This window comes from Hydrogenophaga sp. 70-12, assembly GCF_001897365.1.
GTDB lineage: Bacteria > Pseudomonadota > Gammaproteobacteria > Burkholderiales > Burkholderiaceae_C > Hydrogenophaga > Hydrogenophaga borbori.
Window position 1 is genome coordinate 1 of sequence record NZ_MKSS01000219.1, and the last position, 13,292, is coordinate 13,292.

Below are 13,292 nucleotides of genomic sequence, written 5' to 3' on the forward strand. Positions count from 1 at the left end.
GGGGCGTGGCCATTCCGTTCATCAGGGCCTCCTGGCGCCGTGCGCAGGCCATGGCCGCCAGGCGGCCGTCGGACAGGTGGCGGAAAAGCCGCTTTCCCCGCTGCTTGTGCCCGGCGGCCAGGCCGGCCTCCATGCCATCGCTGAGCGTCTGGGAGTGGTCGATGCGTTCCTGCAAAGCCGCGAGCAACCAGTCGTCCAGGCTGTTGAATCCCGGGGGCGCGGTGGGCTTGCCGGGCAGTTCGCTCAATTTGCGCAGCTTCCACGCCTTCAGGGCGTTCAGTACCTCGTCGATCAGCTCAGGGCGCTGATCGATCCGCTTCAGAAACTGCCCCGCCGTGCCCATGGGGTTGGGCGTGCGGAAGCTGGGGCCCTCCAGTTCTTTGACCAACCAGGGTTTCAGTTTGGTGTGGCCGACTTCCTGAATGGCGCCGACCAGCACGTCGTGGCCCATCAACGGCGCCTGGACCTTGGGTGCCTGGGCCAGGGGCTGCAGATGGCGCGGGGACGGGACGTGCTCGCTGGGGTCGATCAGCACCTCCAGCAGCCACTGGAGCTTGTGGCCCATGACCCTTGTGGTCGTCGTTGTTGTCGTGGTGGTGGTCGTCGTCGCCGTTGCCGCCGTCGTCGTCACCTGTTCGGACACGTCCATGTGAAAGGCGGTGCGCTTGGTTCTGAACCGCTCGAGGTCGTCCAGATCGATGTTCCTTTCCAGCAGCGCGGCCCTGAACCGGGCCAAGCGCTCCTCGCGGTTCAGGCGTTTTTGGGTGGTGGCGGCCCCCCAGGGATGCAGCGCATCGCGCGAGGTCGCGGCGATCAGGTCCTGCCGCAGGCCGGCATGGGCAGGATCGTTCAGCAGGGCCAGCAGCGCCTGGTGGGTGTTCTCGACGGAGGCCGCCGGTTTGTGGAACGGGAGGCGATCGGACCGAAAGTGCCGGGTCTTGTACACCTTGGCGGCGATGGTGCTGCGGCACACGCCGAGGTAGTGCTGCTCATTCGCGCAGAGCGGGAGGCAGGTCCGCAGGTAGTCGACATCGTCATCGCACAGGCCCATCTTGCGCAGCATCTGCGCCGCGAAGCTCTCGCGCACGGCCTCGCCCTTGAGGGCGGCCTGTCGCGCGGCGCCCAGCAGATCGCGCGAGAGCCACTCGATGGCGACGAACTTGTTGTGCTTGAGCAAGGCCTGGCGTTCCAGCCCCTGGCGCAAGCCCTTGGGCGCGCTCTGCCTGGCCACTTGCATGCGCCGATCGAACTCTGCCTGGGACAGCGTGTAGATCCACTGGGTGTAGTCCGTGCCCAGCACCTTTTGCAGGTGCTGCTCGATGCGCAGCTGTTGCTTGTCTGCGTCCTTGGCCTGCTTGGCTTTGCGCAGCCGGTGCCAGATGCTGGCATAGAAGGGCGCCAGCACCGCGGCAGTGATGCCCAGGGCCACCACGCTCACGAGGCCGGCCGTGGCCACGTTGGCCACGATGATCAGGGCAAGGGCCGTGCCGCCCAGGGCGATGGCCGCCACCGGCGTGGTCAGCAGGAACACGAACTGCGCCCTGAGCGCGCGAATGCCCGTGTACCACTGGGTTTGTTTGTGCGCCTTGAACTCGCCACGCAAGGTGGTGATCTGGTTGTCAACCAGGTACCTGCCGATGGTGGCCTGGGAGGATTCACCGACCAGGTCATTCTTGAGGCCGACCGCGTCGGCCAGTTGCCTGAATACCCCGCGGATGCCGTCGGCGGTGCTCCGGCGCTCGCGCTTGGCGACCTCCATGTCGAGTTCGGCGAACCGGAAGCTGATCGGGGTCAGCGCCAGGCCGAGCAGGGCGCCGGCAATGCCCATTCCTTGTGACGCGAGGGCGCCCAGGTGCAGGTTCGACACGATCAGGTTGGCGAGCGTGGAGGCCACCGAGGCGGGCACGGTGATTTTGTTGATCTCCCAATCGCGCATCTCCACCAATTGCCGCGGCCCCAAATCGCGGGGGTTCCCCAACAGGGCGATGCCCCGGCCTCGGCTGAAGAAAGGGCGCAGCCGGTCGAGTCGGTTCTGCCGATCGGCCTGCTCAGCGCGCAGGGTCGCCAAATGGGGATCGAGGGGTGCCGTCTTTTCCAGACGGCGAATCCGACGGCCCCCTCGGCGGACCTCCAGCTGCAGGTCCTTGAGGTCGCGGCGCGTCACGGGCGGGTGGCGCAGGTGTGGCAAGGCATCGAGCTGCTTCAGTAGCTCGCGCATCTCCTGGTCCAGCGCCGCCCTTGGGGAGGCGTTGAGAACCGTATCGGGCAGTCGCTGGCGTTCCAGCCACTTGTCTTCAGCGGCCAGGGACAGGTCGCGGTGCGTTTTCAACAGTCGGGCCTGGGGGATGGTGAGGAAGGTCGATTCGATGCCGCTCAACACTTCGGCAAGCAGCGTCACGGCGTAGCGGGTCGCGGCCAGCAGTTGCTCGGAGGCTTCGTCCAGTGGCTGCCCGTTCACCTGCCGGGCCATGGTTCGCCAATCCTCCAGGGCCTGTTCGAGCAGGCCCCGCACTTTTTTGTAGTCGCGGTCGGCGTAGCGGTGGTCGCTGTTGACGATGAAGCCGTCGTAGAAGGAGAAAAAACTCCTGAGGAAGGCGGGCGCCGGAGAGGCCTGACCGCCCACGCCCGCGCCCGCGCTCACGCTGGCCAGGATCACCTGGCCGATCGCCGTGAGCGCCCACAGCCCATAGACCACGCTCTTGTTGTGCACCGTCAATGCCACGCGGTGGCGCTGGTTCTGCGTGATCTCCGCCGCCATCGCCCCAGGGAGCCGTGGCTGGGGTGCCCAAGGCACCAGAGACTGGGGGGTGGCCATGCCGGGGGCGTCTGGCAGCGCAGGCAGCGCCAGTGGGGTGTGCACGGGCATGGCATCGCCCGACGGCTGAATCGCACCGAAGCTGCCACTCCCCCTGGGGGGACGGCGGGACCGATCGACATGCGCCTGGGCGATGTGCTTCGCCGCCCGTTGTCCGAGCAGGGGAACGGTGAGTTCCTCCGACGATTCGTCGGACGAGGCGCTTCCCGATCGCTGGCGCGGGGTGCTCGGGTCTGACGTCGACCATGAATGGTGGTGCCGTTCGTAGGGCTGTCGCGTCGTCCAAGGCTTCATGTCGATGCGTTCGAGAGGGCGTTGGGTGATGGGGTGGCGCCCTCAGGCGGCGAGTGCGGAGGGTTCGCCGGCCGGGACGCGCTCTTCCAGATGGGCCTTGAGCAGCGCGTCGACCAGGATCTGGCCCCAGGCGTCCTCCGCTTGGTCGAGGGCGGTGTGGATGCTCTCCATCACCGTTGGCGCTTCGTCTTCGGGCGATACGCGCAGGTGGGTGTAGGCCAGGAGCGTCGCGTCGGGCGCGAGGGCGAACTGCAGGGCGGTTTCGGCGTAGGGGTGGTCGAAGGTCCAGTGCAGGATCTGGCGGACCAGCCAGGGAATGGCCTCGTCGGGCAGGTCCGCGTCGAGCAGCATGTCCAGGCGCAGCATGTCGGGCGACGCCGTGGCCGACAAGGTGACCCAGTTGTCGTCGTCGATCGACACGACGATCGGATCCAGGCTGTGTATGCCGAGCGCTGGTTCGCTGCGCGCGGCGTATCGCCAATCCTGCAACCAGGTCGACAGATCCGGTTCGTCCATGCTGACTCCTTTGATCCCCACGATGCTGCATGGGTGACGAAGTCATGAGCTCATGTTCCGGTGACATGGCGGCCTGGGCATTGGGGCCTACGACTGGTCGCCAAACGGTGTTGGTCGGTCGACGCCCCCGCCTTGGAATGACAGGGCGAACCCTTAGGTCCTACGGTCGACCGGCGCGGAGCGCAGCCACAGCAGGCACAGCAGCGCGCTCGCCACCAGCGCCCCCGACACCCACAGCGCCTGCGCGCCCCAGCGCTCCACCAGCGCGCCGAACAGCAGCGGCGCGAAGGCCTGGGCCACCCGCGAGGGCGCGACGATCCAGCCCTGCCGGCGGCCATAGCCCACCGGGCCGAAATAGACCAGCGGCAGCGTGCCCTTGGCGATGGTGAGGATGCCGTTGCCCAGGCCGTGCAGCACGGCGAACACCGGCGCGGCCACCGCGCCGGCCGCCATCCACACCAGCACGCCCGCGGGGTGCATGGCGGCGGCCACACGCGCCGAGACGAGCGGGTGAAAGCGCCGCAGCCCGCCGAATTCGAGCAGGCGGCCGGCCACCTGCGCCGGCCCCACCAGCGCGCCCACCGCCAGTGCGCCGGCCAGGCTGAGGCCGCTGGCCATGAGCATGGCCGGCAGGTGCGAGGCCAGCGCGGTGCTCACGAACCAGGTGGCGGCGAACACGTAGGCCAGTACCCAGGCCACGTGGCGGGGCGCGCGCGGCGGCGCTCCCGTCTCCTGGCCGTCGCCATGGGGCCGGGGGGGAGGCAAGGCCACCGCGCGCGGCAGGCGGGCGTTGAGCGGCAGGCCCAGCAGCAGATGCAGCGCCGCCCAGCCCAGGCAGGCTCCACGCCAGCCCCACTGCGCCTCCATCCAGCCCGACAGGGGCCAGCCCAGCGTGCTGGCCAGGCCCGCGAGCAGGGTGATGCCGGTGATGGCGTCGCGCGCGGCCTCACCTTGCAGGCGCACCAGCGCCGAGAAGGCCGCTTCGTACAGGCCCCCGCCCATCGCCACGCCAATGAGCAGCCAGCCGGCGAACAGCAGCGCCGGCCCATCGGCCAGCGACAGCAGGCCCAGGCCGGCGGCGAAGACCAGGTTGCTGGCGACCAGCACCGGCCGCCCGCCGAAGCGGTCGATGGCGCGGCCGGCGAACGGGCCGATGCCGGCCGACAGCAGCAGCGCCGCCGAGAACGCCGTCCACACCATGCCCTCGGACACGCCCGCGCCCTCGGCCATGGGCCGGGCCAGGATGGCCGGCAGGTAGTAGCTGGAGGCCCAGGCCAGGGTCTGGGCCGTCCCCAGGCGCAACACGAGCGGCGTGTTGCTGGCCATGCCTCACACGATGTCGATGGTGTGGAAGCCGAAGCGGCCCTGGCGGCGGTCGGCGAAGTAGCACTGCAGCGTTTCGCGCACGGTGCGAAAGGCGATCTCGTCCCAGGGGATCTCGTCTTCGCGGAACAGCCGGGCCTCGATGGTTTCGTGCCCGGGGTTGAAGCGCTCGCTGAGCAGCCGCGCGCGGTAGAACAGGTGCACCTGTCCCACGCGCGGCACGTTCATGAGGGTGAAGAGCTCGCCCAGCTCGATCTGCGCGCCGGCCTCTTCGTCGGTTTCGCGCAGCGCGCCCTCGGCGGTGGTCTCACCGAGCTCCATGAAGCCGGCGGGCAGGGTCCACTTGCCCCAGCGCGGCTCGATGTTGCGCTTGCACAGCAGCACCCGGTCCCCTTCGGCGCCCCAGGCGGGCACGGTGCCCACCACGTTGAGCGGGTTGTCGTAGTGCACCGTGCCGCAGGCCGGGCAGACCGCGCGCTCGCGCGTGTCGCCGTCGTCGGGCAGGCGCATCTGCACAGCGGTGCCGCAGTGGCGGCAGAACTTGGCGGGCGGACGCAGCATCGGGGCAGTGTAGTGGGCGGAACGCAAAAAAAAGCCGGGGATGTCCCCGGCTGGTCAGGCAAGCGGGCGGCTTACGCCTTTTTGCCGTGCTTCTCGATCAGGGCCTTGGCGGTCTCGAACAGCTTCTTGCCGTCGAAGCCGCGCTTGTCCATGTCCTGCATCCACTCCACTTCCACCAGGCGGGCCTTGCGCTTGAACTCCTGCGCGTCGGCGGCGGGAATCTGGTAGATGGTGTTGCCCAGGTCGGCCGCCGCCTTGCGGCCGGCGGCGTCGCCGGCCTGCTGGGTCTTGCCGAGCCAGCCCGAGGTCTCGATGCCCGAGTTCTTGTCGATCACGGCCTTGAGATCGGGCGCCAGGCTGTTGTACTTGGCCTTGTTCATGGCCATCACGAAGGTGGTGGTGTACAGCGCGCCGCCAGCCGGGGCGAACTCGCTGTGGAACTTGGTGAGTTCGTGCACCTTCACCGAAGGCACCACCTCCCAGGGGATCACGCAGCCGTCGATTACGCCCTTGGAGAGGGAATCGGGAATCTGCGGCAGCGGCATGCCCACGGGCGTGGCGCCCAGCAGGCCCAGCATCTTGGTGATCTGGCGGGTGGGGCCGCGCACCTTGGAGCCGCGCAGGTCGTCGGCGGTCTTCACCAGCTTGTTGCGCATGTGGAACATGCCGGGGCCGTGCACCTGCAGGGCGATGGGCTGGGTTTCCTTGAACTCGTCCTGCGCCACCGTCTGCACGTACTCCCAGTAGGCCTTGGAGGTGGCCTCGGCGTTGTTCATCATGAACGGCAGCTCGAAGACCTCGATGCGGGGGAAGCGGCCCGGGGTGTTGCCCGGCAGGGTCCAGACGACGTCGACCACGCCGTCGCGCGCCTGGTCGTACAGCTGCACCGGCGAGCCGCCCAGCGTCATGGCAGGGTAGGCCTCGAACTTGATGCGTCCGCCGGAGTCCTTCTCGACCTTGTCCATCCAGGCCTTGTGCATGTTGAGCCACACGTTGGACTGGGGCGCCATGAAGGTGTGGAACTTGAGCGTGACGCTTTGCTGGGCGAAGCCGGTGAGGGCCGGGGCGCCGAGGGCGATGGCCGCGCCGGACTGGAGCAGGGTTCTGCGCTGGATCATGGAAGGGTCTCCGGGGTTGGTGAACTGGTTCAAGCTTAAACCGTGGGTGTGCCCCTGTATCAGAGGTCAAACCCCAAGATCGGCGGTTTTCAGGCGATCTTGACCGTGATGGGCACCAGGCCGTCGACCGCGCCGTGCAGGGTGTCGCCGCTGACGACGGCGTTCACGCCCTCGGGGGTGCCGGTGTAGATGAGATCGCCGGGCTGCAGTTCCCAGGCGGCGGAGAGGTGTTCGATGGTCTCGGCCAGGTTCCAGATCAGCTTGCTGACGTTGCTGCGCTGGCGGTCGGCGCCGTTGACCTGCAGCCAGATGGCGGCGTTGGCGATGTCGCCGGCCTGGGCGGCCGGGGTGATGGGGCCGATGGGGGCCGACTGGTCGTAGGCCTTGCCGATGCACCAGGGGCGGCCCTGCTTCTTCATCTCGCCCTGCAGGTCGCGCCGGGTCATGTCCAGGCCCACGGCGTAGCCGAAGACGTGCCTCAGCGCGTCGGCGGCCTTGATGTTCCTGCCGCCGGTGCCGATGGCGGCCACGAGCTCGATCTCGTGGTGCAGGTTCTGGGTCAGGGACGGGTAGGGGAGGCTGGCCGTCTGGCCGGCGTCGGCCACCACGATGGCATCGGCCGGCTTGAGGAAGAAGAAGGGCGGCTCGCGGCCGGTGAAGCCCATCTCCTTGGCGTGTTCCTCATAGTTGCGGCCCACGCAGTAGATGCGGTGGACCGGGAAGCGCTCGGCGCGCCCGACCACGGGCACGGAGACGGTGGGGGGCGGGGGGATGACGTAGGCGGGCACTGAATAAACCTCCGCGCAATGCGCTGCGGTGCGAGCGCCTTCGGTCGGCCGAAGGCGCTCAAGACCCCCGAGTGTGCCACTTCAATACTGGTTGGCCGGCAGCGTGACCACCAGGCCGTCCAGTTCGGGCGTCAGCACGATCTGGCAGGACAGGCGGCTTTCGGGCCGCACCGGCGCGGCGGCGAAGTCGAGCATGTCGCTCTCGTCGGTGGCTGGCGCCGGCAGCTTGTCGGCCCAGGCGGGGTCGACGTAGACGTGGCAGGTGGCGCAGGTGAGGGTGCCGCCGCAGTCGGCCGCGATGCCGCTGACGCCAGCGTCCACGGCCACCTTCATGAGGCTGCTGCCGGGCGCGCCGCTGAGCTCGGTCTCGCTCTGGTCGGCGTTGATGATTCGGATCTTGATCATGGTGCGTGGGGTTCAGTAGCGCGAGAAGTACTCGCGGCGTTCGAAGTCGGTCTTGTCCTCGGCGGCGGCGTGGCGCTCCAGTTCGCTCTGCTTGATGCGGCAGAAGTGGTTCACCACGGTCTCGCCCAGGCCCTTGACCATGGCGGCGTCCGCGCGCAGCGCGGCCAGGGCGTCGCCCAGGTTGTTGGGGATGCGCTGGCTGCCTTCGGCGTAGGGTGCCTCGGTGCCCTGGGGCGCGGCCAGTCGCTGGTCGACGCCGTCCAGGCCGGCGTGGATCTGGCCGGCCATGCAGACGTAGGGGTTGGCCGCCGGCTCGCCCAGGCGGTTCTCGATGCGCGTCGCCCCGTCGCCCGCGCCGCCCACCACGCGCAGCATGGCGCCGCGGTTGTCGCGGCCCCACAGGATGGCCTGCGGCGCCAGCGCGTTCGGGCGGAAGCGGCCGAAGCCGTTGACGGTGGGGGTACACAGCGGCGTGAGCGCGGGCGCGTGCGCCAGCAGACCGGCCAGCCAGCCGGCGCCCAGTTCGCTGAGCGTGTGGGTGGCGTCGCGCGGGTCGGTGCCGGGCGCGGGCGCGTCGCGCATGAAGGCGTTGCGTCCACCGTCCAGCGCCACCACCGACTGGTGCAGGTGCCAGCCGCTGGACATGATGCCGGGGAAGGGCGGGCGGCACATGAAGGTGGCGTGGTAGCCCTCGCGGCGCAGCGCCTGGCGCACGCCGTTGCGCAGCAGCACCATCTGGTCGGCGGCGGTGAGCGCGTCGGTGGCGTCGAACACGGCCTCCACCTGACTCGGGCCGAGTTCGATCTCCAGCGACTGCAGCGGCAACCCCAGGCCCAGCGCGGTGCGCTCGACGATGCGCAGCGCGTCCTCGGCCATGTCGGTCATGGCCTCGCCATGCAGCTGGTAGCCCGGGTGCACCATCTGCACCGCCGGCGGCAGGCCCGGCCAGGCGGCCCGTTCGGGGTCGAGCTGGGGCGTGGCGTCGGTGAGGCGGTAGATGTGGAACTCCACCTCCAGTCCGGTGGTGAAGCCCAGGCCGCGCTGCGCCAGCCGCTCCAGCGCGGCCTGCAGCACGCGCCGGCTGTCGAAGGCCACGGGCCGGCCGTCCTCATGCCAGGGCTGGGCGCGCAGCCAGGCGGTGCCGGGCGACCAGGGCAGCTCGATGAAGCTCTCGGGGTCGGGCAGCAGGAGCAGGTTGGAGGCGCCGGCGAAGCCGGGCAGGTCGGCCGTGCCGCCGGGCTCGAACACCTTCCAGGCCGTGCGGTCGGCGGTGTCCTTGAGCATCAGCGTACCCACCATGCCCACGCCCTGGCGCAGCGCGCGCACGGCGGCGTGCGGCATCAGCGTCTTGCCGCGCAGCAGGCCGTGCGCGTCGCACCAACCCACGCGCACGCGCTGAATGCCGCGCTCGGCGATCAGCCGTTCCAGCCGCTGGCAGGCGGCTTCGCGCTCGGGGGTGTGGAGTCCGCAGCGTTCGGCGAAGCTCATTTGGCGCCCGCCGTGGCCGCGTCCTTCGCGCTCCAGGGCGAACGTTCGCGGCGGTCGTCCACCGCTTTGCGCCACCAGGCGTCCCAGTCGCCCGTGGGGGCGAAGCCGTCGATGGTGTCGGGGCCATGGATGTCGCCATGCTTGGCCGCGTCGGCGATGCCGGGGGCGGTGCCGCCTTGCTCCACCGTGTCGATGGCCTGCTGCAGCATGCGGCGGTGGGCCATGATGACCTTGTCGCTGGTGCCCAGGTGCTCGCGCGTGCGGTCCTGGATGGCGCCCATGCTCTCGCAGGCCCATTGGTCGTGCACATTGATGTCTTCCTCGCCCATGCCTAGGTAGGTGCGCTCCACCTGCTCCTTCGCGTTGAAGCCCCAGTCGTTGTGGCGGCCCATCTTGGGCTGGAAGAAGGGCAGGGTCACGGCGTCCAGGCGCGGCTTGCGCATGGCGTCCTTGTCCACGGCCTTGTCGAAGCTGGTGAAGAAGGCGTACCAGTAGTTGTGGGTGTCGTCCACCGGCACGTGCATCTGCGTGATCGTCATCGTCTCGGACAGCGGGATCACGAAGGTCTGGGGGAACACGCAGTTGGTGACGCGCACGTGGGTGAGCTCGTCGTTCAGGCGGCGCAGCGCGGTGAGCTGCTGGCCCCAGGGCTTGGGCTCGTGCAGGATCTCGGGTTGGCCGAACTCGCGCATCACGCGCGTCATGGGCCAGCGCTCGCCGTCCACTTCGCCGGCGCTGGCGCCGCGGAACTGCTTGCCATAGGCGTCGTCGAGCGAGCCGTCGTTGAAGAAGCGGTGCAGGTACGAGGCGTGCGCGGGGTCGATGCCCACCTCCAGCGATTGCAGCCAGTTGCAGTTCCACAGGCCCTTGAAGGCGAAGACGTGGGTGTCGGGCGCGCTGAAGCAGTCCAGGGCGGGCAGGGGCGGGGGCTCCACGCCCTCGGGGCCGAACCAGCCGAACAGCACGCCGCTGCGCTCGATCAGCGGATAGCTCTTCTGCGTCACGCGCTTGCACAGCGTGCTGCCGGCGGGCTCGGCGGGCGTTTCCAGGCAGCGGCCCTCGACGTCGAACTTCCAGCCGTGGAAGGGGCAGCGCAGGCCGTCGCCTTCGTTGCGGCCGTAGGCCAGGTCGGCGCCGCGGTGCGGACAATCGCGGTCGAGCAGGCCGAAGCGGCCCTCGCTGTTCTTGAACAGCACGAAGTTCTGGCCCAGCACCCGCACCGGCTTGACCGGGCGAACCGCCATGGCCGGATCGATCGCCGGATTGAACTCGTCGACCAGGGCCACGGGCTGCCAGTAGCGGCGCAGCAGGTTGCCGCCGGGGGTGCCGGGGCCGACTTGGGTAAGGCGTTGATTCAGTTCAGCTTTCATGGGGCTCTGGAAGGTTTGGGTGGGGGTTCTGTCTAAAACGGTATCCCGTTTTGAAAATGCAGTGTACAGTTTCAACCATGAGCTTGCAAGAAACCGTTTTGATGCAGTTGCGCGACTGGATCCTGTCGGGCCAGTTCGAGCCCGGCCAGCGCCTGGCCGAACAACAGCTGGCCGAGCGCCTGGGCGCCTCGCGCACGCCGGTGCGCGCCGCGCTGGTGACGCTGGAGCAGGAAGGCCTGGTCGAGGCGAACGAGACCGGCAAGTACCTGGTGCGCCAGTTCACCGCGCAGGAGGTGGTCGACGCCATCGCCGTGCGTGGCCACCTGGAGGGCATGGCCGCGCGGCTGGTGGCCGAACACGGGATACCGCGTGCCTTGCAGAACGACCTGCAGGCCGTGCTGGACGAAGGCGACCGCCTGCTGGCCGATGACCCGCTCACGCTGGAAAGCTACGCGGCCTACGCGCGCATGAACGACCGCTTCCACGAACTCATCCTGCAGGCCTGCGGCAATCGCGCCCTGCAGCGCGCGGTGGTGTTGAACGACAAGCTGCCCTTCGCACCGGCCTCGGCCATGCTGCCCATGCAGGGCACCGTGGCCATGGACCGCGACTGGATGCTCTACGCGCACCGCCAGCACCACATGCTGTTCGACGCCCTCAAGCGCGGCGAGGGCGCCCGCGCCCAGGCCCTGGCGGTGGAACACACCCAGGTGGCGCAGATGAACATGCGCCTGGCGCTGGAGCGGCGCAGCGAAAGCGAGCGCGTGATGCCGCTGATGAAGCTGGTGGTGGGCTGAGGCGGTTGGCGCGCCGGCGCGGGCGGCGTCGGGTAGCGCCAATCGCTTGGCCGTACGGGGCGTAGGCCCTTTGCGGCGCGGCCCGAGAATGCGGGTGTCGGCGGCCTGCGGGCCGCGCCCCTTCATCTGGAGAAACCGCCCATGACCACCCTGTTCGAGCCCACCCGCGCGGGCGACATCGCACTCAAGAACCGCATCGTGATGGCGCCGCTCACGCGCAACCGCGCGCCCGGCGCCGTGCCCACGCCGCTGATGGCGACCTACTACCGCCAGCGCGCCAGCGCCGGCCTGCTCATCACCGAGGCCACCGCCATCAGCCACCAGGGGCAGGGCTACGCCGACGTGCCGGGCCTGTACGCGCCCGAGCAGATCGCCGGCTGGAAGCGCGTGACCGAGGCCGTGCACCAGGCCGGCGGCAAGATCGTCACCCAGCTCTGGCATGTGGGCCGCGTCTCGCACACCGAACTGCAGCCGGGCAAGGGCGCGCCGGTGGCGCCCTCGGCCGTCACGGCCAAGACCAAGACCGTGCTCATCGTCGACGGCGTGCCGACCTTCGTGGAAACCTCGCCGCCGCGCGCGCTGCGGACCGACGAACTGCCCGGCATCGTGGACGACTACCGCCGCGCCGCGCTCGCCGCCATCGAGGCCGGCTTCGACGGCGTAGAGATCCACGCCGCCAACGGCTACCTGCTCGACCAGTTTCTCAAGACCGGCGCCAACCAGCGCGACGATGCCTACGGCGGCGCCATCGAGAACCGCGCGCGCCTGCTGCTGGAAGTCACGCGGGCGGTCGTCGGCGCCATCGGCGCGGGCCGCACCGGCATCCGCCTGTCGCCCGTGACGCCGGCCAACGACATCGTCGACGCCGACCCGCAGCCGCTCTTCGAGTACGTGGCGCGCGAGCTCGGCCCGCTGGGCCTGGCCTACGTGCACGTCATCGAGGGCGCCACCGGTGGCCCCCGGCAGATCGACGACCGGCCCTTCGACTACGCCGCGCTGCGCCAGGCCTGGCGCAGCGCGGGCGGACAGGGCGCCTGGATGGTCAACAACGGCTACGACCTCGCGCTGGCCGAGCAATCGCTGAAGGATGGCGCCGACCTGGTGGCGTTCGGCAAGCCCTTCATCGCCAACCCCGACCTGGTGGAGCGCCTGCGCCAGGGCGGTCCGTTCAACCCCGCCGACCGGACCACCTTCTACGGCGGCGGCGAGAAGGGCTACACCGACTACCCGGCGCTGGCCGGCGCCTGAGCGCCCCGGTGCGCAAGCCCCCGGGGGTTATCCTCGGGGGCCATGAAGCTCTACAACTACTTCCGCTCCTCGGCCTCGTTCCGCGTGCGCATCGCGCTCAACCTCAAGGGCCTGCCCTACGAGTACGTGCCGATCCACATCGCGCGCGGCGAGCACCGGCAGGCGGCCTGGTCCGAGCAACTGCCCGAAGGCCTGGTGCCCACCCTGGAACTCGGCGATGGCACGCGCCTGACGCAGTCCATGGCCATCATGGAGTACCTGGACGAGACCCAGGCCGGCGCCAAGCTGCTGCCCACCGACGCCCTGGGCCGCGCGCGTGTGCGCGCGCTCTCGCAGATCGTGGCCTGCGAGATCCACCCCATCAACAACCTGCGCGTGCTCAAGTACCTCGTCAACGAGCTCAAGGTGGGTGAGGAGCCCAAGAACGACTGGTACCGCCACTGGGTGCGCGTCGGCCTCGAGGCCTTCGAGAAACAGCTCGCCGCCGGACCCTCGGGCCGCTTCTGCCACGGCGACACGCCCACCATGGCCGACTGCTGCCTGGTGCCGCAGATCTTCAATGGCCAGCG

The 13,292-nt window shown here is 69.5% G+C and carries 12 protein-coding genes; 3 read left to right on the plus strand and 9 right to left on the minus strand.

Going from position 1 to position 13,292, the window contains the following annotated elements; translation table 11 throughout:
- The 9 genes from BGO22_RS12880 to BGO22_RS12920 form a co-directional block, all read right to left on the minus strand.
- Positions 1 to 2,758: hypothetical protein (locus tag BGO22_RS12880; protein WP_286851166.1), on the minus strand; the 2,758-nt coding region annotated here is incomplete at its 3' end.
- 393 nt (positions 2,759 to 3,151) lie between these two features.
- Positions 3,152 to 3,625, minus strand: a complete 474-nt coding sequence (locus tag BGO22_RS12885) for a hypothetical protein (RefSeq protein WP_070397673.1) — start codon at positions 3,623 to 3,625, stop codon at positions 3,152 to 3,154.
- 153 nt (positions 3,626 to 3,778) lie between these two features.
- Positions 3,779 to 4,951, minus strand: coding sequence for an MFS transporter (locus BGO22_RS12890; RefSeq protein WP_070397674.1), 1,173 nt, complete (start codon positions 4,949 to 4,951; stop codon positions 3,779 to 3,781).
- Positions 4,952 to 4,954: 3 nt separating this feature from the next.
- Positions 4,955 to 5,509 carry an NUDIX hydrolase gene (locus tag BGO22_RS12895; RefSeq protein WP_070397675.1) on the minus strand — a complete coding sequence of 185 codons (555 nt, stop codon included), beginning with the start codon at positions 5,507 to 5,509 and terminating at the stop codon, positions 4,955 to 4,957.
- 71 nt (positions 5,510 to 5,580) lie between these two features.
- On the minus strand, positions 5,581 to 6,627 hold the full coding sequence (locus BGO22_RS12900) for a TRAP transporter substrate-binding protein (protein WP_070397676.1): 1,047 nt from the start codon (positions 6,625 to 6,627) through the stop codon (positions 5,581 to 5,583).
- Between the two features lie 89 nt (positions 6,628 to 6,716).
- Positions 6,717 to 7,415 carry a fumarylacetoacetate hydrolase family protein gene (locus BGO22_RS12905; RefSeq protein ID WP_070397677.1) on the minus strand — a complete coding sequence of 233 codons (699 nt, stop codon included), beginning with the start codon at positions 7,413 to 7,415 and terminating at the stop codon, positions 6,717 to 6,719.
- Between the two features lie 81 nt (positions 7,416 to 7,496).
- A complete protein-coding gene (locus BGO22_RS12910; protein WP_070397678.1) occupies positions 7,497 to 7,820 on the minus strand; it encodes a 2Fe-2S iron-sulfur cluster-binding protein in 324 nt (107 codons plus the stop codon).
- 12 nt (positions 7,821 to 7,832) lie between these two features.
- Complete coding sequence (locus BGO22_RS12915; protein WP_070397679.1) at positions 7,833 to 9,308, minus strand: glutamine synthetase family protein; 1,476 nt, start codon at positions 9,306 to 9,308, stop codon at positions 7,833 to 7,835.
- On the minus strand, positions 9,305 to 10,678 hold the full coding sequence (locus BGO22_RS12920) for a Rieske 2Fe-2S domain-containing protein (protein WP_204742756.1): 1,374 nt from the start codon (positions 10,676 to 10,678) through the stop codon (positions 9,305 to 9,307). The genes BGO22_RS12915 and BGO22_RS12920 overlap by 4 nt, the downstream gene beginning before the upstream one ends.
- Positions 10,679 to 10,755: 77 nt before the next feature.
- On the opposite strand from BGO22_RS12920, the gene BGO22_RS12925 reads away from it, so the two are divergent.
- The 3 genes from BGO22_RS12925 to maiA all read left to right on the plus strand — a co-directional run.
- Positions 10,756 to 11,475, plus strand: coding sequence for a GntR family transcriptional regulator (locus BGO22_RS12925; RefSeq protein WP_070397681.1), 720 nt, complete (start codon positions 10,756 to 10,758; stop codon positions 11,473 to 11,475).
- A 141-nt stretch (positions 11,476 to 11,616) separates the two neighbouring features.
- The gene (locus BGO22_RS12930; protein WP_070397682.1) at positions 11,617 to 12,723 is read left to right on the plus strand and encodes an alkene reductase; all 1,107 of its coding nucleotides are present in this window, start codon (positions 11,617 to 11,619) and stop codon (positions 12,721 to 12,723) included.
- Positions 12,724 to 12,765: 42 nt separating this feature from the next.
- On the plus strand, positions 12,766 to 13,292 hold a 527-nt coding region (gene maiA, locus BGO22_RS12935; protein ID WP_286851173.1), incomplete at its 3' end, for a maleylacetoacetate isomerase.

Excerpts from the sequence above, each read along its gene's own strand:
- BGO22_RS12885 (WP_070397673.1), bottom strand. The coding sequence starts at position 3,625 with ATGGACGAACCGGATCTGTCGACCTGGTTGCAGGATTGGCGATACGCC.
- BGO22_RS12890 (WP_070397674.1), bottom strand. The coding sequence starts at position 4,951 with ATGGCCAGCAACACGCCGCTCGTGTTGCGCCTGGGGACGGCCCAGACC.
- BGO22_RS12895 (WP_070397675.1), bottom strand. The coding sequence starts at position 5,509 with ATGCTGCGTCCGCCCGCCAAGTTCTGCCGCCACTGCGGCACCGCTGTG.
- BGO22_RS12900 (WP_070397676.1), bottom strand. The coding sequence starts at position 6,627 with ATGATCCAGCGCAGAACCCTGCTCCAGTCCGGCGCGGCCATCGCCCTC.
- BGO22_RS12910 (WP_070397678.1), bottom strand. The coding sequence starts at position 7,820 with ATGATCAAGATCCGAATCATCAACGCCGACCAGAGCGAGACCGAGCTC.
- BGO22_RS12915 (WP_070397679.1), bottom strand. The coding sequence starts at position 9,308 with ATGAGCTTCGCCGAACGCTGCGGACTCCACACCCCCGAGCGCGAAGCC.
- BGO22_RS12920 (WP_204742756.1), bottom strand. The coding sequence starts at position 10,678 with ATGAAAGCTGAACTGAATCAACGCCTTACCCAAGTCGGCCCCGGCACC.
- BGO22_RS12925 (WP_070397681.1), top strand. The coding sequence starts at position 10,756 with ATGAGCTTGCAAGAAACCGTTTTGATGCAGTTGCGCGACTGGATCCTG.
- BGO22_RS12930 (WP_070397682.1), top strand. The coding sequence starts at position 11,617 with ATGACCACCCTGTTCGAGCCCACCCGCGCGGGCGACATCGCACTCAAG.